General features: G+C 37.3%; 21 protein-coding genes. 17 read left to right on the top strand and 4 right to left on the bottom strand.

Annotation, left to right across the window (positions count from 1 at the left end):
• Positions 1 to 116 precede the first annotated feature (116 nt).
• The 12 genes from AC4PG0_RS04565 to AC4PG0_RS04510 all read left to right on the top strand — a co-directional run bounded on the left by AC4PG0_RS04565 (position 117) and on the right by AC4PG0_RS04510 (position 12,276).
• Positions 117 to 1,007 carry a VOC family protein gene (locus AC4PG0_RS04565; RefSeq protein ID WP_010990588.1) on the top strand — a complete coding sequence of 297 codons (891 nt, stop codon included), beginning with the start codon at positions 117 to 119 and terminating at the stop codon, positions 1,005 to 1,007.
• Complete coding sequence (locus tag AC4PG0_RS04560) at positions 1,004 to 1,963, top strand: ring-cleaving dioxygenase (protein WP_003770958.1); 960 nt, start codon at positions 1,004 to 1,006, stop codon at positions 1,961 to 1,963. Before AC4PG0_RS04565 ends, AC4PG0_RS04560 begins: the two co-directional genes overlap by 4 nt.
• 7 nt (positions 1,964 to 1,970) lie before the next feature.
• Positions 1,971 to 2,579: an alpha/beta hydrolase gene (locus AC4PG0_RS04555; protein WP_033533274.1), complete on the top strand. Its 609-nt coding sequence runs from the start codon at positions 1,971 to 1,973 to the stop codon at positions 2,577 to 2,579.
• A gap of 9 nt (positions 2,580 to 2,588) precedes the next feature.
• Positions 2,589 to 3,209, top strand: a complete 621-nt coding sequence (locus tag AC4PG0_RS04550; protein WP_010990591.1) for a flavin reductase family protein — start codon at positions 2,589 to 2,591, stop codon at positions 3,207 to 3,209.
• A gap of 326 nt (positions 3,210 to 3,535) precedes the next feature.
• Positions 3,536 to 4,792, top strand: a complete 1,257-nt coding sequence (gene hflX / locus AC4PG0_RS04545; protein WP_492167395.1) for a GTPase HflX — start codon at positions 3,536 to 3,538, stop codon at positions 4,790 to 4,792.
• Between the two features lie 65 nt (positions 4,793 to 4,857).
• On the top strand, positions 4,858 to 5,739 hold the full coding sequence (locus AC4PG0_RS04540) for a metallophosphoesterase (RefSeq protein WP_492167396.1): 882 nt from the start codon (positions 4,858 to 4,860) through the stop codon (positions 5,737 to 5,739).
• A complete protein-coding gene (gene lplA2, locus AC4PG0_RS04535; RefSeq protein WP_207578421.1) occupies positions 5,736 to 6,725 on the top strand; it encodes a lipoate protein ligase LplA2 in 990 nt (329 codons plus the stop codon). Before AC4PG0_RS04540 ends, lplA2 begins: the two co-directional genes overlap by 4 nt.
• A gap of 152 nt (positions 6,726 to 6,877) precedes the next feature.
• On the top strand, positions 6,878 to 8,176 hold the full coding sequence (locus AC4PG0_RS04530) for a glycoside hydrolase family 125 protein (protein ID WP_153648284.1): 1,299 nt from the start codon (positions 6,878 to 6,880) through the stop codon (positions 8,174 to 8,176).
• Between the two features lie 16 nt (positions 8,177 to 8,192).
• The gene (locus AC4PG0_RS04525) at positions 8,193 to 9,083 is read left to right on the top strand and encodes a carbohydrate ABC transporter permease (RefSeq protein WP_010990596.1); all 891 of its coding nucleotides are present in this window, start codon (positions 8,193 to 8,195) and stop codon (positions 9,081 to 9,083) included.
• A gap of 11 nt (positions 9,084 to 9,094) precedes the next feature.
• A complete protein-coding gene (locus AC4PG0_RS04520; protein ID WP_003721884.1) occupies positions 9,095 to 9,970 on the top strand; it encodes a carbohydrate ABC transporter permease in 876 nt (291 codons plus the stop codon).
• Between the two features lie 20 nt (positions 9,971 to 9,990).
• Positions 9,991 to 11,244: an ABC transporter substrate-binding protein gene (locus AC4PG0_RS04515; protein WP_492167397.1), complete on the top strand. Its 1,254-nt coding sequence runs from the start codon at positions 9,991 to 9,993 to the stop codon at positions 11,242 to 11,244.
• A 3-nt stretch (positions 11,245 to 11,247) separates the two neighbouring features.
• Positions 11,248 to 12,276 carry a glycoside hydrolase family 76 protein gene (locus AC4PG0_RS04510; RefSeq protein WP_492167398.1) on the top strand — a complete coding sequence of 343 codons (1,029 nt, stop codon included), beginning with the start codon at positions 11,248 to 11,250 and terminating at the stop codon, positions 12,274 to 12,276.
• Positions 12,277 to 12,289: 13 nt separating this feature from the next.
• On the opposite strand, the gene AC4PG0_RS04505 is transcribed toward AC4PG0_RS04510, so the two are convergent.
• A complete protein-coding gene (locus AC4PG0_RS04505; protein WP_492167399.1) occupies positions 12,290 to 13,408 on the bottom strand; it encodes a GntR family transcriptional regulator in 1,119 nt (372 codons plus the stop codon).
• A gap of 160 nt (positions 13,409 to 13,568) precedes the next feature.
• Here AC4PG0_RS04505 and AC4PG0_RS04500 point away from each other — a divergent pair, with 160 nt between their 5' ends.
• Together AC4PG0_RS04500 and AC4PG0_RS04495 are read left to right on the top strand one after the other, a co-directional pair.
• Positions 13,569 to 14,321: a hypothetical protein gene (locus AC4PG0_RS04500; RefSeq protein WP_010990599.1), complete on the top strand. Its 753-nt coding sequence runs from the start codon at positions 13,569 to 13,571 to the stop codon at positions 14,319 to 14,321.
• A 34-nt stretch (positions 14,322 to 14,355) separates the two neighbouring features.
• Positions 14,356 to 15,006, top strand: a complete 651-nt coding sequence (locus tag AC4PG0_RS04495) for a GntR family transcriptional regulator (protein ID WP_003761094.1) — start codon at positions 14,356 to 14,358, stop codon at positions 15,004 to 15,006.
• Between the two features lie 38 nt (positions 15,007 to 15,044).
• Here the strand turns inward: AC4PG0_RS04495 and AC4PG0_RS04490 are convergent, their stop codons facing one another.
• A complete protein-coding gene (locus AC4PG0_RS04490; protein WP_194318220.1) occupies positions 15,045 to 16,034 on the bottom strand; it encodes an NADPH:quinone oxidoreductase family protein in 990 nt (329 codons plus the stop codon).
• A 177-nt stretch (positions 16,035 to 16,211) separates the two neighbouring features.
• Here AC4PG0_RS04490 and AC4PG0_RS04485 point away from each other — a divergent pair, with 177 nt between their 5' ends.
• Both AC4PG0_RS04485 and AC4PG0_RS04480 read left to right on the top strand, forming a co-directional pair.
• Complete coding sequence (locus AC4PG0_RS04485) at positions 16,212 to 17,141, top strand: diacylglycerol/lipid kinase family protein (RefSeq protein WP_492167977.1); 930 nt, start codon at positions 16,212 to 16,214, stop codon at positions 17,139 to 17,141.
• Positions 17,142 to 17,192: 51 nt separating this feature from the next.
• Positions 17,193 to 17,525, top strand: coding sequence for a hypothetical protein (locus tag AC4PG0_RS04480; RefSeq protein WP_003761100.1), 333 nt, complete (start codon positions 17,193 to 17,195; stop codon positions 17,523 to 17,525).
• A gap of 37 nt (positions 17,526 to 17,562) precedes the next feature.
• On the opposite strand, the gene AC4PG0_RS04475 is transcribed toward AC4PG0_RS04480, so the two are convergent.
• Positions 17,563 to 18,429: an ROK family protein gene (locus AC4PG0_RS04475; protein ID WP_003770980.1), complete on the bottom strand. Its 867-nt coding sequence runs from the start codon at positions 18,427 to 18,429 to the stop codon at positions 17,563 to 17,565.
• A 157-nt stretch (positions 18,430 to 18,586) separates the two neighbouring features.
• Here AC4PG0_RS04475 and AC4PG0_RS04470 point away from each other — a divergent pair, with 157 nt between their 5' ends.
• Complete coding sequence (locus AC4PG0_RS04470; protein WP_003761103.1) at positions 18,587 to 18,970, top strand: hypothetical protein; 384 nt, start codon at positions 18,587 to 18,589, stop codon at positions 18,968 to 18,970.
• A gap of 50 nt (positions 18,971 to 19,020) precedes the next feature.
• On the opposite strand, the gene AC4PG0_RS04465 is transcribed toward AC4PG0_RS04470, so the two are convergent.
• On the bottom strand, positions 19,021 to 19,488 hold the full coding sequence (locus tag AC4PG0_RS04465) for an Lmo0779 family protein (protein WP_003761105.1): 468 nt from the start codon (positions 19,486 to 19,488) through the stop codon (positions 19,021 to 19,023).
• Positions 19,489 to 19,502: the final 14 nt, after the last annotated feature.

Raw genomic sequence — 19,502 nt, 5'->3', positions numbered from 1 at the left:
ACGGCGCTCTTTTTTGCGTACATTAAAAGTTACTTACTTTTTGTGAGCATAAAACTTTTCTTTTTAATAGTTTAGTTATAAACTATAGTTAGTAATCAAGAAGGAGGTACAAACAAATGATTAAAGGCATTCATCACGTATCCGCGCTAACAAAATCATTTAGCGAGAACCATCATTTTTATTCAGACATATTAGGGCTACGGCTCGTAAAAAATACAGTAAATCAAAGCAATATTCACATGCGCCACCTATTTTACGGGGACTATACAGGCAGCCCCGGTACCTTGTTAACATTTTTCGAAGTACCTCGCATCGGCTCAAGCTACAACGAGCGCGCCTTTTTCGGTAATATCACCCTTGGAATACCAAAAGACACAAGCTCTTACTGGGAAAAAAGGCTAAACGATTTTGCCATTTCTTTCAAAAAACAAGACCAGACTTTTAGATTACAAGATCCCGATACAATGGGCATAATCCTAACGGAAATACCAGAAACCATTTCTAACCCAACCATCCACACCGATATACCAGTCGAAAAACAAATCGTTCGAATTATCGGCGCAGACTATCACGTACCGGACCCAGCCGCATCTAGTCAATTTTTCACAAAGCTTTTTGGGTTAAAGCAACAGAATGGGGTAATAGTAGATAAGAGTGAAATGAGTTTTATGAAATTGTACGCTACTAAATCAGACAAAAAATCCCGCACAGGACGCGGAACAATCGATCATATTGCATATACTTTAGAAACAAAAGAAGCTGTGGATGAACTTCACGATTTAGCAGTGAAAAACGACTTAGAAATTGAAGAATTTGTTGACCGCGAGTATTTTAAAAGTCTCTATATTCGCGAACCAGGTGGCTTGAGAATTGAATTTGCTAGTGCTGGCCCCGGTTTTACTATCGATGAACCACTTGAAACAATGGGCGACCACTTAGCCTTACCAAGCTTTTTAGAAGAAAAAAGAACAGAAATTGAAACTTATTTTGGAGGAGATTTATCATGATTAAAGGGTTAAAAGGAATTCACCACGTAACAGCAATGACAAGTAGTGCCGAGAAAAATTATGCGTTTTTCACAGAAGTTTTAGGAATGCGATTAGTGAAAAAAACAGTCAACCAAGACGATATTCATACGTATCATTTGTTTTTCGCAGATGACAAAGGTTCAGCAGGAACAGATATGACGTTTTTCGACTTTCCTAATTTACCAAAAGGACGTCACGGGACAGATAGTATTTCTCGCGTATCTTTCCGTGTACCAAGTGACGCGGCGCTTGAATACTGGCTTGACCGGTTTGACCAATTAGAAGTTCCGCATAGTGACATCCAAACATTATTTGGCAAAAAATATCTTACCTTCCAAGACTTTGACGACCAACAATTACAACTAATTTCAGATGAAAATAACGAAGGAGTTGCAGCAGGAACTCCTTGGAAAAAAGGACCAGTTCCAGAAAAATATGCGATTTACGGTTTAGGACCAGTATTTTTAACAGTAGTTTCGCTCAAAAATATGGAAGCAATTTTACAAACTATTTTTGGCTTTAGAAAAGTGACAGAAGAAGATGGACTTCATTTATACGAAGTGGGTGAAGGAGGAAACGGGGCGCAAGTGATTGTGGAAGAACGTACCGATATTCCAGCCGCAATGCAAGGTTACGGCGGTGTACACCATGTAGCTTTCCGCGTTGACGACCACGAGGAATTACAAAAATGGATTGACCGCATGAATACAATCGAAGCACCCAACTCTGGCTATGTAAACCGCTTCTACTTTGAATCATTGTATGTACCAGTTTCAGAACGAATTTTATTTGAATTCGCAACAGATGGCCCAGGTTTTGCAGGTGATGAACCATACGAAACACTCGGTGAAAAATTGGCATTACCTCCATTTTTAGAACCAAAACGAGCTGAAATTGAAAAAATGGTCCGCCCAATTAACACGAAAAGGAGCTGAAAAACGTATGGAACACATTTTTATTCCTGGAAAAAATAACAATTTAGCACCGTTATTACTACTTCACGGGACAGGTGGCGATGAAAAGTCGCTTGTTGAAATAGCGGAATTTATTAATAGTGATGCTGCTGTTTTATCATTACGCGGTGATATTAAAGAAGGCGGAGCAAATCGATTTTTCAAAAGATTTCATGATGGCAGCTTAGATTTAGAGGATTTGGAGCTTAAAACTGCAGAATTAATCAAGACGACACGCGAGTTAGCCGAGCAATATCAACTGGATTTTGAACGAATGATTGCAGTAGGTTATTCGAACGGTGCCAATATTGCAGCCAACGCGCTACTACAAGCAGAAGATAGTTTTCATAAAGCAATTTTGTTTCACGCGATGCCAGCTGGAAATAAACAACCCGAGTTTTCAATTAGCCACCGCAATGTATTTCTGTCAGCCGGCTTAAATGATCCACTTATTACCGCAAAAGCATCCGAAGAATTAGTGGAAATCCTCGAAAAACGGGGCGCGAAAGTCGAAACAGTTTGGACAGCTGCTGGCCATTCCTTGACTATGGAAGAACTAGAAGAAGCAAAAAAATGGTATCAAAACAACCAGAAATGAGGTAAATAAATGACTGTTTTTCAAAGTGCAGATTTAACCCAAAAAGAAAACTATAAATTTTTAACAGGAAGTATTATTCCACGACCAATTGCTTTTGTAACAACGCTTGCTGAAGACGGGGAGACGGTTAACGCCGCCCCGTTCAGTTTTTTTAATGTCGTTTCGAGTGATCCGGCGATAGTATCGATTGCGGTTCAACGCGCAGATGGCAAGCAAAAAGATACAGCGAGGAATGCGGCTTTTACGAAAGAACTAAATATTCATATTGTTAGTGAGTCATTTGTGGAAGAAATGAATAAAACTGCGGCAAGACTTGCACCAGATGTAAGCGAAATCGATAAGACAAGCTTGCATTTAGAGCAAGTTCCTGGAATGAAAACTCCGAAGATTTCCGAGGCCAATATCGTGCTTACAGCTAAACTAGAACAAATTATTCCAATTAAGAATGACGCTGATGAGGTTGTTTCTGATTTAATTCTGGCACGTATTTTGACGTACGATTTTGCAGATGAAGTGTTTGACGAAAAGCATCACTATATTTTACCAGAAAAGCTTGAACCAGTTGCCAGACTCGCTGGAAATGACTATACAAAACTTGGCGATATTTTCCGGATTGAAAGGCCAAACTAACGAGAAATAGTTGCGAAACAAAGGCCATCATGTTAAACTAGGGGCATCTAAATTGAACGGAGGGTTGCCCATCATGCGTTATATTAGACTACGTTTCCCAAAAAATCTATGCAACTAATTTAATAGTGCGGGAATATCCATGCTTATTTAGTATGGGTAACGGGATTGGTCTTGCGTGCATGTATGGCACCCAAAATAAATATGGGTAGAATGAAGGCGAAATGCTTTCATTTGAAGGCAAGCTAGTATCTTTTGATGCTGTTTTTGTGTTTTTATCTACTCAAAAACCCTGACCGCGCTGAATCTATTTCAGGAGGTCCTTTTTTATGGAAAAAAATGTATTAATCGTTGGTGTTAGCCAAAAACAAAAAGATTTTGATTATTCAATGGAAGAATTAGCCAATTTAGCGGCTGCAAATAATATGGAAGTTGTGGGCGAATTACGACAAAATATCGATCGTGAAAATCGCGCTACTTACGTCGGAAAAGGAAAAGTGGATGAAATCAAAGGCTTAGCAGAAATGCAGGATGCTCGCTTGATTATTTTTAACGATGAACTTTCGCCGTCGCAAATTAGGAATTTAGAAGAAGCGCTCGAGCTTGAGGTAATGGATAGGACTGGGCTAATACTCGCTATCTTTGCAAACCGAGCAAAAACTAAAGAAGCTCAACTCCAAGTCCAAATCGCCAAATTACAATATGAATTACCGCGAATTTTTGGACAAGGGGAAGATATGGACCAACAAAGCGGAAAAGGCGGACTTAGTAACCGTGGTTCGGGTGAAAAGAAAATCGAAACCGACCGTCGTACCATCAAACATCAAATCCGCCATTTACAAAAAGAACTAGACATGCTCGTAGATGACCGCGAAGTTCGTCGTCGCAAACGGAAGAAAAATGAGATTCCTGTGGTGTCACTTGTTGGATATACCAATGCTGGAAAATCAACGACGATGAATGGTTTAGTGCGTGCTTATAGCGAAACTGCGGACAAACAAGTTTTTGAGAAAGATATGCTGTTTGCTACGCTTGAAACAAGTGTGCGCGAAATTGTTTTACCGGATAACAAGCAATTTTTACTCACAGATACGGTCGGCTTTGTTAGCAAACTTCCGCATCAATTAGTGAAAGCATTCCGTTCCACTTTAGAAGAAGCGCGCGATGCCGATTTGCTCATTCATGTGGTAGATTATTCGGATCCGCATTATAAAACAATGATGAAAACGACGGAAGAAACGTTGAAAGCAGTTGGAGTGGAAGATGTTCCAGTCATTTATGCTTACAATAAAGCGGATCTTTTAGAAGACGAAATATATCCAAAACAGACGGAAAATACAATTGTCTTTTCAGCGCGCGAAGAAGAAAGTTTGGAATTTCTAACCGAAGTAATTCGTAAAGAACTTTTTGCTAGCTATGAAAAAGCGACCTTTTTAATTCCGTTTGAAGCGGGGAATGTTGTTGCTTATTTAAACGATCATGCAGATGTTTTAGCTACTGAATACTTGGAAAACGGCACCGAAATTGTGGCTGAAGTTAGTCCGGCCGATTTACAGAAGCTAGCAGAATACCAAGTAGCTGAGTAAAGCGAGTTCCAGCTGAATTTGCTATAATGAAACATACAGCAAATTTAGTGAGGAGATTTCTAGCTATGAAAAAAACTGGATGGGGTATACTTGGTGCAGTTGCTGCTTTCACAGGATATGCATACTGGTCAACCAAACATTTAACTGTAACAGATTATGAAATAGTATCAGATAAAATTCCGGCAGAATGGGACGGCGCGACTTTTGTTCAGCTGTCTGATCTGCATAGTGCGAGTTTTGGTTTATATAATAATCCTTTGCTTAGTATCGTCAATGAACTAGCGCCGGATGCTGTTTTTTTAACGGGAGATATGATTGATGGTGATGAGTCTCCTTTTGTAACAATGGCAGTCGTCCGTAAAATAGCAAAAGAATTTCCGGTCTTTTATGTGAGCGGAAACCACGAAGGTAGAAGCGCATTTTATGAAGATTTTAAAGCGGACATGGAAAAACATCATGTAGCTGTCCTTGAAAACGAACGCTATTTTCTGAGAAAAGATAGTGCGGCGATCATGGTAGCTGGTGTTAAAGATCCGCGATTTGTTAGAGATGATTGGGTCGAGAAAGAATTGCCTAAACAAGTTTGGGAAGAAGAAGCATTAAAAGAAGCGCTAGATGAGGCGACAGCTAATTTATCCCCGGACTACTTTACGATTCTACTCGCCCATCGTCCAGAATTTTGGCCACTTTATCAAGCTTATCCGGTTGATTTAGTATTGTCTGGTCACGCGCACGGCGGTCAATTTAGACTACCACTCACAGAAGGACTTTTTGCACCAGGACAAGGCTTTATGCCAAAATGGACAGCGGGAATTCACTCAGCTGGCGGAAAATCGCTTATCGTCAGTCGTGGTTTAGGCAATGTAACTAAGCTGCCGCGTCTATTTAATGATCCAGAAATCATTCGAATTACGCTTAAAGCAAAAGGGGATGCTAGAGAAAATTGATTTATTTAGACAATGAAGACGTGCTTGACCAAGCATATAATTTTGCAATGGAAGAATATGCGCTCCGTTTTTTGGATGAAAATGAAACTTATTTTATGTTTTACCGAATGAAGCCAACGATTATTGTTGGTAAAAATCAAAACACATTAGAAGAAATCAATCATTCCTTTGTAAAAGAACATAATATCGATGTTTTGCGCCGTTTATCAGGTGGCGGGGCAGTCTACAATGATGAAGGAAATATTAGTTTTAGTATGATTACAAAAGACGATGGAAATAGTTTTCAAAACTTTGCCAGATTCACAGAACCGGTTATTCAAGCACTTCAAAAATTAGGTGTAAATGCCAAACTCAGCGGAAGAAATGACATTGAGGTGGACGGCAAAAAAATAAGTGGTAATGCGCAATTTGCAACGAAAGGGCGACTTTATAGCCACGGAACGCTACTTTTTGATGTGGATTTATCCATGTTAGAACAAGCACTACAAGTCGATCCAGAAAAATATTTATCTAAAGGCGTTAAATCTGTGCGCAGCCGTGTGACAACTATTCGCGAGCACTTAGCAGAAGATATGGATATTCAAGCCTTTAAGCAGATTTTACTTGAGTCGATTTTTGAAACGACAGATATACCGAAATATAATTTCACCGCGGAAGATAAAATCGAAATAGAAAAATTACGCACTCAGCGGTATCGGAATTGGGACTGGACTTACGGAAAATCCCCAAAAGCAACCATCAAACGCAAAAAAAGATTTCCCGCCGGCACTATCGAATTTCAGCTATCCTTAAATAAAGGGCAAGTGGCTGAAGCGATAATTTATGGTGATTTCTTTGGTACAGAAGATGTTAGTGAGTTAGCAGCTAAATTAATCGGTTGCCGTTTTGAGCGAGCTGCAGTCCAACATGCTTGGGAAAATGTAAATACAAAAGCTTATTTTGGTAATATTGAAAAAGAAGCAATACTAGATATGTTGTTTGAATAAGAATTAAAACTCTGAGATATAGATTCTCAGAGTTTTTTTGTGTATAAAAGAAAACGATTTCATTTTTATATTGACATAAAATAAATATATATAGTATTATTTAAATATGATAAATAATAATTAAGTATAATTAATTAAAAGGAGTGAATAATTTGGTTATCGCAAACCGCGCTTTTATACAAACAAGCACCGAACAAATAAAAAAAGAATTAAATAATCAAAAATTAGCTGACATGTATGAAAAGTGTATGGAAAACACATTAGACACCACCATTAAAATCAGGGAAAACGGTCTCACATTTATTTTAACAGGGGATATTCCGGCAATGTGGTTACGTGATTCCGTATGCCAAGTACGACCGTTCCTGCTTTTCGCTAAAGAAAATGAAGAAATTGAGTCGATGTTGATTGGTCTTAGCAAAGAACAAGTCCGATTAGTTGGAATCGATCCTTATGCTAACGCTTTCAATGAAACGCCAAATGGAGCTGGGCATCAAGCTGATAAAACAGAAATGCATCCACAAGTATGGGAACGAAAATATGAGATTGATTCGTTATGCTATCCGATTCAATTAGCGTACTTTATTTGGAAAATTACTGGAAGAACAGAACAATTTGACGCTGCATTTTTCAAGATGTTACAAACGATTTTTGCTTTATGGGAAGTAGAACAACATCATGAAACAAAATCGCCTTATCGTTTTGAACGGCTGGACTGTGTTCCTTCTGATACTCTAAAAAGAAACGGATTAGGAACGGAAACAGCTTACACCGGTATGCTTTGGTCAGGATTTAGACCAAGTGATGATGCTTGTGAATATGGGTACCTTATCCCTTCAAATATGTTTGCAGTAGTAGTTTTAGGTTATGCCAAAGAAATTATAGAAGCTTTTTATCCAAGCGAAATAGAAACGATAAAACAAGCAGTTACTTTACAAAATGATATTCAATTAGGGATTGAAAAGTTTGGTACATATAATCATCCGACTTTTGGTGAAATATTTGCTTTTGAAGTAGATGGTCTTGGAAATCAATTATTGATGGATGATGCAAATGTTCCAAGTCTACTCTCTATGCCAATCATCCAATATCTTGAGAAAGAGTCGCCAATTTATCAGAACACGCGGAAGTTTATTTTAAGTAAATCGAATCCGTATTATTTTGAAGGTGAGCTTGCAAAAGGAATTGGTAGTCCGCATACACCAGCAGGATATATTTGGCCAATTGGACTGGCGATTCAAGGACTCACTGCAAATGATGAATCAGAAAAATTGGAGATTTTACAAATGTTGTTAAGAACGGATGCGGGAACTGGATTAATGCATGAATCGTTTCATCCAGATCACCCGGAAGACTTTACGCGTGAATGGTTTTCATGGGCAAATATGATGTTTTGCGAATTAATTCTTGATGTAGCTGGATTTCGAATGGCAAGTGTTTTAAAGAACTAACGAAGGAGGCTTAATGATGGCAACGATTAGAAATAAATCTGTTCAAATACATCAACAACGAATGGCTTACCTTTTTATTGCGCTTCCAGTTTTATTACTAGCGATTTTTATGATTCTTCCTATTGGAATGGCTCTGTTTGTCAGCTTTACAGATTATGATATTGTTAATTCTCCCAACTGGATCGGCTTTGACAATTACATAAAAATGTTTAGAGATCCTTATTTTCTCATTTCATTAAAGAATACGATTATCTACACAGCCTTGTTTGTACCACTTGGTCTTGTAGCATCGCTTGGGGCTGCTATCTTAATTAATATGAATAAAAAAGGGGCAGGTTTGTTTCGGACATTTTTTTATGTGCCGGTATTATGCTCTACGGTAGCCACAGCGACTATCTGGTATTGGTTGCTTAATCCGCAGTATGGTTTGATTAATCGTGTTTTAGGATGGTTTGGGATTAATGGTCCTGCATGGCTTTATGATTCGAACTGGGCAATGTTTGCGATTGTGATGATGAGTGTTTGGATGACATTTGGAACAAATATGATGATTTTTCTTGCTGGTCTTCAAGGCATCCCAGCTAACTTATATGAAGCTTCTAAAATTGAAGGCGCTTCAAGATGGAAAACGTTTCGTTATGTCACTTGGCCATCCCTCTCACGGACTACTTTTCTCGTAACTACAATGCTAATTATCAATGCTTTTCAGGTGTTTGATCAGGCATATGTTTTAACAAAAGGCGGGCCAGGAAACTCAACTATCACCCTTGTTTACTATATTTACAATGAAGGCTTTGGAGGATTAAAAATGGGCTATGCTTCCGCGATTTCTTTTGTACTATTTTTAATCATACTAGTATTTTCGATTATTAATATGCGTGTGAATAAAGAAGATAGAACAGCTTAAGGAGGGTTGGTATGAATACCATAAAATTAAAAAAAGGGAGCAAGTCGTTCATTTGGTATATTGCAGTACTTCTAATTAGTTTAGTGACTGTTTTCCCGCTTATTTGGACAGTATCTACTTCCTTTAAACCAACGAGTGAAATTTTAAGTAATAGCATGAATTTAATTCCTAAAATGTTTACTTGGGATAATTACAAAGATGTGTTTAGTACAACCCCATTTGCCCGCTATCTAGTCAACTCTTTAATACTTGCAGTTGGTGGAGTGCTCACTAATTTATTCTTTGGATCACTAGCAGGGTATGCTTTTGCTAAGCTACCTTTTAAAGGGAAAAAAGGTCTTTTTATGACATTTTTAGGAAGTATGATGATTCCGGCTGTAGTAACAATGATTCCATCGTTTTTAGTCTTAAAGAATTTCCCGTTGATGGGTGGTAATGATATTACTGGCCATGGTGGAATGGGTTTTATTAATACTTACTGGGCAATTTTGATTCCAGGAGCTGCTGGCGCGTTTTCGATCTTTTTCATGAAACAGTTCTTTGAAACTTTGCCAGATGAACTTTCTGAAGCTGCAAGAATAGACGGTTGTTCGGAGTTTAAAATCTTTTGGAAAATCTATATGCCACTTGCTAAAACAGCGCTTGCTACCCTTGGAATAATGACATTTCAGGCTGGCTGGAATCAGTTTATGTGGCCCTTGATTGTTCTTAATTCGCAAAAAATGATGACTGTTCAAGTAGGACTTGCTTCCTTTCAATATAACGAAAGTGCCAATTATGGGGCTTTAATGGCTGGGACAATTGTTTCCACCATTCCTGTATTGTTTGTTTTTATTTTTGCACAGAAATATTTTGTAGAAGGTATTGCGCATAATGGCGGTAAATAAACTAAAAAGGAGTGTATAGGATGAAAAAAGTATTGTTAGCAATTCTTAGTATGGTGTTGTTACTCAGTTTAGCGGCTTGTGGTGGAGGTTCAGACAGTAGTAAGGATAAGGACGGAAAAGAAGAAATTGTTATGTGGGGCTCTTGGTCAGGAGATCAGATTAAACAGTTAGAAAAACAAATCGATAGTTATAATAAGTCACAAGATAAGTATAAAGTAAAATATGTAATGCAAGAAAATGTGGAAGAAAAATTATTAACCGGAATTGCAGGTGGTGAACTCCCTGATATTATTATGTGGGATCGCTATCAAACAGCTCTTTATGCACCAAAAGGAGTGCTTGAACCACTAGATAAACTTGTCAAAGAAGACAACGTGAAGATGGACGATTTTTATGAAGAATCGGTGAAAGAAATGACCTATAGTGATAAATTATATGGTTTACCACTATTAAATGATAACCGAATTCTATTTTACAATAAAAAATTATTACAAGAAGCTGGCGTAAAACCACCAACTACATGGGATGAATTAGCAACCGCTGCGCAAAAAACAACGAAATGGGATGGAAATAAAATGACGCAAGCAGGAATGTCGCTTCAAGATGTTGGCTTGTTTAACTTATATTTAATGCAAGCAGGTGGCCAACTAGTAACTCCTGATAATAAAAAAACGGCATTCAATTCAGAACAAGGCTTAGAAGTACTTAATTACTGGGATAAAATGCAAAATGATTTAAAAGTATACCAACGTGGTTTTGATGATGGTTCTGATGCTTTTGCAGCTGGAAAAGAAGCAATGACATACAACGGTCCATGGGCTTTAGCGGATTATAATAAAGTAGAGAATCTTGATTACGGTGTAGTAGAACCGCCAAAAGGACCAAATGGTGATAAAGGCGCGATTATGGGCGGGTTTGGATTAGTAATGCCTAAACAAGCGGAACATAAAGACGGCGCATGGGACTTTATGAAGTGGTGGACAACAAAACCAGAAAATGGTGTAGAGTTTGCTAAAATTAGTGGTTGGTTACCAGCGAATAAAATTGCTGCTGAAGATGAATATTTTACAAAAGACCCCAATTATTCTGTTTTTGTAAATACAATGAAATATGCTAAAATCCGTCCAACTGTGGCAGGTTATGCAGATGTAGAAGGTTTAGCAATGAAGCCTCAATTTGAGAAATTCATGAATGGTAATATTTCAGCGGAAAAAGCTTTATCACAAGCTGAAAAAGAAGGAAACCAAATTTTAAAAGAAGAGAGAGATAAATAAACGATGAAATGGTCCGAATATGCAAATTTAGCTCAACAAAGTTTAGAAAAATTTTATCTTGCGGATACAAAAGAACAATTTTTAAATAACTTTTATCCGACAGGAAATCCGGAAGAAGATAATAAGGTTTTTAATTATTGGTGGCTAGCTCACTTGGTTGAAGTACGACTAGATGCATACTTACGCACGAAAAAACAAGCGGATTTGGAGATAGCCGAGAAAACATATCTGCATAATAAAAACAGAAATGGTGGAACGCTTATTCATGATTTTTATGATGATATGCTTTGGAATGCACTTGCGGCTTATCGTCTATATAAAGCGACTGGGAAACCAATTTATTTAGAAGATGCACAGTTGGTTTGGCAGGATTTAGTGGATACTGGTTGGAACGACATCATGGGCGGTGGATTTGCTTGGCGTCGACCACAAATGTATTATAAAAACACACCCGTGAATGCACCGTTCATCATTCTTTCTTGTTGGCTATATAATGAACTTAATGAAACGAAATATATAGAGTGGGCAATGAAGACTTACGAATGGCAAACTAAAGTCCTTGTACGTGAAGATGGTTTTGTTGAAGATGGAATTAATCGTTTAGAAGACGGATCCATTGATTATGAATGGAAATTTACTTATAACCAAGGTGTGTATATTGGAGCTAATTTAGAATTATACCGTATCACTAAAGAAGCAAAATATTTAGACACAGCGAATAAAACTGCGGATATATCATTAAAAGAATTAACGGAAGATGATATATTTAAAGATGAAGGAAATGGCGGAGACGAAGGGCTTTTCAAAGGAATCTTTTACAGATATTTTACAGATTTAATAGAAGAAACGGCGAATAAAACTTACCGGGATTTTGTACTAAATAGTTGTCAAATACTCGTTGAAAACGCAAAATTAGATGGATATTTGTTAATGGGAATGAACTGGAAAGAAAAACCTTCTGGGAAAATTCCTTATTCAGCAGAATTAAGTGGAATGATCGCACTTGAAATGGCTGCAAAATTAGAACATTAGAAAAAAGCACCTCCTACTTGGAGGTGCTTTTTAGTGGCTCGACTGAATCTCCTTCTACAAGCAGTGGAGGTAAAGTTTCTTTGTTTATCGTATCTGGTTTAAGCACTTGATTTAACAGCATATCCACTGCTTTAACGCCTATTTCATATTGTGCTTGTTTTATATGTGTAAATTGGAATGCGGAGGTATCAAAAAAATTATCTGGATGATCAAAACAAACCACCGATAAATTAGTAGGAATAGATTTGCCTAACTTATTACATGCTTGTTTTATCAAAAGGGCGATATTGTATTCTGTCGCTACAAGGGCAGTAATTTCTGGATGTGTTTCTAAAAAATGAGCAATTTTATCAATATCTGTTTGAATGGAAACCGTTGAATTTGGCATCACTGATTCAATTTCACGAAAAACATAATCAGAATGAAAAGCGGTATGGAAAGATGCGTGTCCGCGAATAAAGCCATTCACTCGACTATCAAGCGTAGAAACTGGACTAGTAGACGTTATCATTCCAATGTGCTTATGACCAAGTTCAAATAATTTCTCTGTAATAATACGACCAGCTTCTGTATTGTCGGAACTAATAGAGGATATTGGTAAACCTTCTAACGTACGATCTATCACAACTAAAGGGAATTTTTGAGAAGCAAGCTCCAGTAAGGTTGGTGAAACAAATTTAGAACTAGCAGGTAAAATAAGTATCCCAGCAACATTCATTTCAATAAACTCTTGCAGTATTTCTTCTTCTCGCTCAGTATCTCCCAGTGATTTTTTTACAATAATATGAGCTTTAGAGTCACTGTGCTCTAGCATGCCAGATAATAAAATTGTTCCAAAAGTGTCGTCGAAATTTGTCATAATACAACCAAAAAGTGGTTTATCGAACTTCCTCGTTTCGATTTGCTCACTATTTGGCGAGTCATTAATAACAAAAGTACCGACACGAGGGCGCCTTGAAATATAACCATCTTTTTTTAATAATTCCAGCGCTTTTTTTAACGTAATACTGCTCACATCAAATTGAGCCATTAATTCATTTTCAGTCGGCATTTTGCTACCAACAGGAATCTTGCCTTCTTGAATGGATAATTTTAGTTGATCATAAACTTTTTGATATAGTAGTGTTTTCATTTACTCACCCATTAAATATATTTTATAATATTAATTATATTTAATTTTAAGCATAATGTAAACTAATTACGATAAAAAAGTGAAAATCTCTTTACAAACTTTAATAAATGGATGACTCATGTTAAACTTAAATTTAGGAAAAAAAGGAAAAGGTGTAGAAATGGCTATAAAAAAATTAAACGATTTTTATTTTAAAAAACTTAGTAGCTGGAATTTAATACATAGCTTTATGAAAGGTTTTTGGAGAGCGTTTTTTTTATTAGTGCTGCTTTTAATTGTTGGTAATGTTATAGTCATGAATTTAGTGGATAATCGTTTTTTTATTCCAGTAATTTTGGTTAGTTTACTCTGTATTCCACTTTTTTATTACCTATTGATTTATAATCGGGCGAAAAAATTTATTAAAACCCGTTATCAGTTGCGTAATTTTAAAGAGTTAGCAGTTATGCGTCGCTATTTATTATTTGCTTATTTAGAAAAAAGTGGCTTCAGCTCAAGAGATGACTTAGAAAAACTGCTTCGGTTTATTCACTCTGAAATGGCGGAAGAGAAAAAGAACTATAAGCCCCTTAGTACGATGATAGGCGTTTTTATTGCTGCATTTTTAGCTATATTAGGCGGGTCTTTTCTATTTTTAATGAATAATGTAGCGGAACGACTCATTGCGGCAGTGATCATTATCGTTATGGCAATAGTATTGTATTTTTTCGGGATTACGATTATGTCAGTTATTCGTTCTAAATCAGAAATAAATGCAAAAAAAGAGCACGAACTAACAAAAGAAATAATTGCTATTCAAACAGCTATGTTAGTCACAGAAAATACGAGTTACCATCCCTTTTTGGCGATGGAGAAAAAAGTGAATGAAAACGATTTTTTGAAAGAGATTATTACATCACGGTCCTTTTTATAACATAATTTTTTAGGCATACTTAGGAGGAAAAGTAATGACAACCAAACGCAAAGAGACTAGAGAAAGTGTTTGTTATCGGGAAATTAAAAAGAAGATTAGAAACGGGGAACTAAAGCCAGGTGATCGCTTAATAGAAAACACGTTATCAGAGCAGTTGGGTATTAGTCGGACGCCCATTCGTAAAGCAATCGGGATGCTTGCTGCAGATGGATATGTGGAATATAATGATTTCCGCGGCGCTTTTGTTCGGGACAGTATTATTAATAAAGAACGTTATTTTGAAATGACTGAAATTCTTGGTTTATTTTTAAAACAAGCCATTCAAAAAATTCGTACTAAAAAAATCAGTTTTAATAAGATGCGCGTAGTCGCTAAGTTAGTAGAAATTGAACGTGACGTAGAACCAAGTGATCCAGCAGTTTATTTTGAATATGAAAAATGGTTTGTTAATGATTTACTAACCTATATGAAAAATAATTATTACTTAAAAATTAGCAATGACTTTTTTAATAATATTCAAGAGTTTGGTGATGAAGAAGTAATTAAAATCGCTCAAAACGCTTGTGTTAAAACAATCGCTAATATTCAGCGTTTTATCGATGCGCTTGAAGCACAAAATTACGACGAATGTATGGCGATCATTGATCAAGTCATTGATGCGCATGTATTAGTCGCTTATCGGTAAAAAAGCATTGTCCCCATTCAAAAGGGACAATGCTTTTTTTATTTTATTTTTACTAAATATCTTCCGGTTATTCCGCCATTCATGATTTGGTGAAGGGCAGCTGGTAATTCAGAAAAATTGATTTCAGTAGCAAGCTCATTTAAATTAGTTAATTTAAAATCTGTTGCAAGTCGTTTCCAGATGCGTTCTCGTTTTGGCATTGGACAAAGAACGGAATCAATACCAAAAAGTTGAATCCCACGCAAGATAAAAGGGAAAACAGTTGTATCTAATTTTCCACCCGCTGACATACCACATGTCGTTACTGCCCCACCGTATTTTACAGCAGTCAGTAAGTACGAAAGTGGTTTTCCGCCAACACAGTCAATCGCTCCTGCATATAGTTGTTTATCTAGAGCACGGATTTTTTCTGGTTGGAATGCTTCGCGGGAAACGACTTCTTTCGCGCCTAGTTTATGTAAAAATGTTTCTGCGTCTTTTTTTCCTGAAGAAGCTACGACTGAATATCCTCTTTTAGCTAAGATGGCTGTGCTAAGGCTACCAACGCCGCCAGTAGCGCCACTCACAGCGATTTTTCCAGCATCTGGTGTTACGCCGCTAAATTCCAGCGCATCGACCGAGAGAGCTGCTGTGAAGCCTGCTGTTCCAAGGATCATAGCTTCTTTAAGCGATAAACCTTTTGGTAAAGCGACCACCCATTCAGCGGGAACCCGGATAATTTCGCTATAGCCACCAAAATAGCTAACACCAAAATCATAGCTTGTTACGATAACTTCATCCCCGGCTCTAAAACGAGCTGATTTTGATTCAACAACCACACCACTTGCATCAATTCCCGGAATAAAAGGATATTCATTCACAATTTTTCCATCAGGAAGAACTGCCAGCCCATCTTTGTAATTAATACCAGAATAGTGAACCTCAATTGTTACTTCATTTTCTGGTAAGTTATCTAAAGTAGTTTCTCTAAAATGAAGTGAAGTATTGTCTGCCTCTTTTTCAATGAAAAGCGCTTGAAATGATTTCATTTATAAATTCCTCCACAACTCTATTTTGTGTTCATCTTCACTTTACGACTTTTTTCGGCATTTTTCAAGGCTGTGACTGGTACAAATCCCCATTTCAAGGTAAACTATAGTAGTGAAGATGCCTATATTATGTGTGAAAATATAAATAGAATTTTTTTGCAAGAGAGGGTGAGTGCGATGGGTAAGGCACTATTGATTGTGAATCCATCATCAGGTAAAGAAAAAGGAAAAACTTATCAAGGGAAAACAGAAGAAGTCTTAAAAAAACGATATGATGAAGTAGAAGTACGTTTAACAGAAAAAGCAGGAGATGCAACGGAATTTGCGTCTTGGGCATCGGAACAAGGGTTTGACGCAGTTATCGCAATGGGCGGTGATGGAACGCTAAATGAAACTATAAATGGTTTAGCAATCCATGAAAAACGACCAGATTTCGGCTTTATTCCGCTTGGGACCGTCAATGATTTGGCACGTTCCGTAGGCATACCACTAAAACCCGAAAAAGCAATTCAAGCGCTTGAAAAAGCAAAAGCAATTCCAATGGACATCGGCCGAATTGGCGATCAATATTTTATGAACGTATTAGCGATTGGAATGATTGCGCAAGCTGTTGACCAAGTGAGCGTAGAACAAAAAACGAAATTTGGTTCAGTAGCATACTTTTTAGAAGGTCTAAAAGCGTTTAACCGCAATGAACTACTTCATTTTAAACTAGAATATGACGAGGAAGTATGGGAAGGTGAGGCAGCACTTGTTGTGGCTGGCTTAACGAAATCAGTCGGCGGAATGGAATCATGGGCTCCCGATGCCAAAATCGATGACGGTTATCTTCATGTCATCGTGTTAACTAAACTCGGGCTACTTGATGCGGCTAATATGATCCCACAATTAATTCGTGGTAATTTAAAAAATAGCGATGGCGTTGTTTATATTAAAACGAAGAAATTAACGATTGATGCAAGCGGGGACGACTTAAGCATTAATGTGGACGGCGATCCAGGTCCAGGCGTTCCGGCCGAGATTGAAGTCCTTGGAAGCCATTTGAACATCCTCGCACCTAAAAAAAGCAGCCAGAAGCACTTCGGTCCATTCATACTGAAAAAGTAACAGCTAGCGTTGTTATTATAAATGTAGAAGAATAAGGAGATGAGAAGCTTTATGGAAGAGGAATTAGAAGTCATTCATAAAGGTCTTGCCAATGCGAAAAATGGTTTTAAAGCGGTCCCTGGGAAGCTTTATTTGACCGAAACTTACATTGTACACAAGCCAAATGATTACTTTGACGAAGAAATCAATATTCCACTGAACCGCGTCTCTAAAATTCGCGGAGTCCGAACAAAAATTCTTGGAAAAGAGTTATTATCCAACATTTTAGAAGTAGATATGATTTCAGGTGTGAAGTATCAATTTGTTGTAAATAAACAAAAGAAATGGCTTGAAGCGGTCAGAAAAGTATTAGAAAGCCGCGGTGAACCAGAAAAATTAGGATAAAAAGAAGCTGGCGCAACAAAGTGTCCAGCTTCTTTTTTTATGCTAAATGAAAGGCAGTTGCACCAATTAAGTTGGCATCATTTCCAAACTGACAACTAACTACAGTTGGGCGAATTGTAGCAATCGGAACACTCGCCTTTACTTGATCGACGTAGCTATTTAGTTCAGTTATAAAATCAGGGCGTTCACTCACACCGCCACCGATCACAACCATCTCAGGATCAAGTGCATACTGTAAATTAAAAATACTTCGAGCTAAATAATAAAACATTGTCTCAAGTTCTTCTTTGGCGACCTCATTTCCTTCTGAACGAAGCTTAAAAACAAGATGACCATCCACTTCATCAGCAGGGAGCTCCAGGCGTTCTGAAATCCGAGTAGCAGCATTTACGACAGTACCAAGCTCGCTAAGGGTGTGTCCGTCACGGTCCATCAACATGTAACCAAATTCGCCGCCATGCAAATTCGCGCCATGATGTACTTTGCCACCGCGAATAACCGCACCACCTACGCCACTTCCAAGTATCATAAAAATAATATCTTGTTTATCTTTAGCTGCTCCAATCCAAACTTCTGCTAAAGCCGCACAGTTGGCATCATTTTCCATTGTAACCGGAAGCCCGAGTTTTTCTTCAAGTAATTGTTTGAAAGGAAAGTTATGTATGTAAGGAATTGCGCTCGCTCCGCCAATGATGCCGGTTTCATTATTTACTGCACCAGGACAACTAAAAGCGGCACCTTGGAAAGAATAGTCATAATTAGATTTCACATCCACCAATAATTGTATCATTTCATCCAAATTATCCGGAGTTGTAAATTTACCCTTTTCTAGTATTGCGCCTTCTGTTGTTAAAACGCCATACTTCACTGCGGTACCACCCATATCAAATGCTAGTATCGTCATAATCCGATCTCCTTTTTATAAAAAGTATATACTTATCATACTTTTAAATAAGACAAATGACAAATAAAAAGTGAAATTACTTTGCTAAAAATTACCGTCACTTTCGAGTTTTGTGCTATAATAAAGCAAGAATTTGAAGCGCAGGAGGAAATGGTTAGTGGAGATAAAGGTTCAAAAAAAATTGACTGACGGCAGAATCGCTTTTAGTAGTGAATATGGTGAATGCGTTGGTATATGGGCCGATGAAGACCCAGAACCAAGTAGGGTTTACACGGTAGAAATTACGATACCTGATATGATTACCGCGGAACTTTTGCATGAAAGTGAAGAAAAACATTGTTTATTAGAAATAGATGAAGATGGCTTAGTTCATGTAGTTGGGAAGTTGGAGGACTACGAGGAAGATGGCTTTGCGGTACTCCGTCTAGAAGAAAGTATTATTTGTTTTGATACGAAATTCAGCGAAGAAATCGAAATGCTCCATGGAAGATTTGTTGAATTTGTTATTCCGGAAATAGAATTAAGTAATGTTGGTATATAAAAAAACGCCATGCTCCATTCTCTTAAAAGGGAAGGTGAGCGTGGCGTTTTTTAGCTATATGTAGTAAATACAGCGAGCATTTTTTCTAAATCTTTTTCAGATCTTGCAAAGAGCATCAAACGTTGGCGATTAGTTTCAATGACTAACACACCGTCTTCCGATAAATTCATTCGTTCGATTTTAGCGTATGGGAAGAATAGAAGGGCATAATAAAGTCCTGTTTCTTTAAAAACAGCTTTTGAACTACGGAAGAAACAAATATAGATGAATAATACACCCATAACAGCAAGTAATACCGAAGTTGAGAACGGACCTTCACGAAAGAATGTATTGGAAACAAATAAAAGAACAATGATTCCAACGAAAATATAGCCATCCCAACGTCCACGAGAACGCAATTTGACACTTAAGACTGTTTTACCTTTTGAAAGAGGAATTACTGCATCATTATACAAGATATACAGTAAAGTCAATATGTTGGCAATGAATAAAAAGATATTAGTAGCATCCCAAACCATTTAGTTATCACTCA

It is taken from the genome of Listeria sp. MAN/IMW/UF464 (genome assembly GCF_058683955.1).
The sequence above is the reverse complement of the archived record's forward strand: the minus strand, read 5'-3'. Positions and strand labels throughout refer to the sequence as shown.

Excerpts from the sequence above, each read along its gene's own strand:
- AC4PG0_RS04565 (WP_010990588.1), top strand. The coding sequence starts at position 117 with ATGATTAAAGGCATTCATCACGTATCCGCGCTAACAAAATCATTTAGC.
- AC4PG0_RS04560 (WP_003770958.1), top strand. The coding sequence starts at position 1,004 with ATGATTAAAGGGTTAAAAGGAATTCACCACGTAACAGCAATGACAAGT.
- AC4PG0_RS04555 (WP_033533274.1), top strand. The coding sequence starts at position 1,971 with ATGGAACACATTTTTATTCCTGGAAAAAATAACAATTTAGCACCGTTA.
- AC4PG0_RS04550 (WP_010990591.1), top strand. The coding sequence starts at position 2,589 with ATGACTGTTTTTCAAAGTGCAGATTTAACCCAAAAAGAAAACTATAAA.
- hflX (WP_492167395.1), top strand. The coding sequence starts at position 3,536 with ATGGAAAAAAATGTATTAATCGTTGGTGTTAGCCAAAAACAAAAAGAT.
- AC4PG0_RS04540 (WP_492167396.1), top strand. The coding sequence starts at position 4,858 with ATGAAAAAAACTGGATGGGGTATACTTGGTGCAGTTGCTGCTTTCACA.
- AC4PG0_RS04525 (WP_010990596.1), top strand. The coding sequence starts at position 8,193 with ATGGCAACGATTAGAAATAAATCTGTTCAAATACATCAACAACGAATG.
- AC4PG0_RS04520 (WP_003721884.1), top strand. The coding sequence starts at position 9,095 with ATGAATACCATAAAATTAAAAAAAGGGAGCAAGTCGTTCATTTGGTAT.
- AC4PG0_RS04515 (WP_492167397.1), top strand. The coding sequence starts at position 9,991 with ATGAAAAAAGTATTGTTAGCAATTCTTAGTATGGTGTTGTTACTCAGT.
- AC4PG0_RS04510 (WP_492167398.1), top strand. The coding sequence starts at position 11,248 with ATGAAATGGTCCGAATATGCAAATTTAGCTCAACAAAGTTTAGAAAAA.
- AC4PG0_RS04505 (WP_492167399.1), bottom strand. The coding sequence starts at position 13,408 with ATGAAAACACTACTATATCAAAAAGTTTATGATCAACTAAAATTATCC.
- AC4PG0_RS04500 (WP_010990599.1), top strand. The coding sequence starts at position 13,569 with ATGGCTATAAAAAAATTAAACGATTTTTATTTTAAAAAACTTAGTAGC.
- AC4PG0_RS04495 (WP_003761094.1), top strand. The coding sequence starts at position 14,356 with ATGACAACCAAACGCAAAGAGACTAGAGAAAGTGTTTGTTATCGGGAA.
- AC4PG0_RS04490 (WP_194318220.1), bottom strand. The coding sequence starts at position 16,034 with ATGAAATCATTTCAAGCGCTTTTCATTGAAAAAGAGGCAGACAATACT.
- AC4PG0_RS04485 (WP_492167977.1), top strand. The coding sequence starts at position 16,212 with ATGGGTAAGGCACTATTGATTGTGAATCCATCATCAGGTAAAGAAAAA.
- AC4PG0_RS04480 (WP_003761100.1), top strand. The coding sequence starts at position 17,193 with ATGGAAGAGGAATTAGAAGTCATTCATAAAGGTCTTGCCAATGCGAAA.
- AC4PG0_RS04475 (WP_003770980.1), bottom strand. The coding sequence starts at position 18,429 with ATGACGATACTAGCATTTGATATGGGTGGTACCGCAGTGAAGTATGGC.
- AC4PG0_RS04465 (WP_003761105.1), bottom strand. The coding sequence starts at position 19,488 with ATGGTTTGGGATGCTACTAATATCTTTTTATTCATTGCCAACATATTG.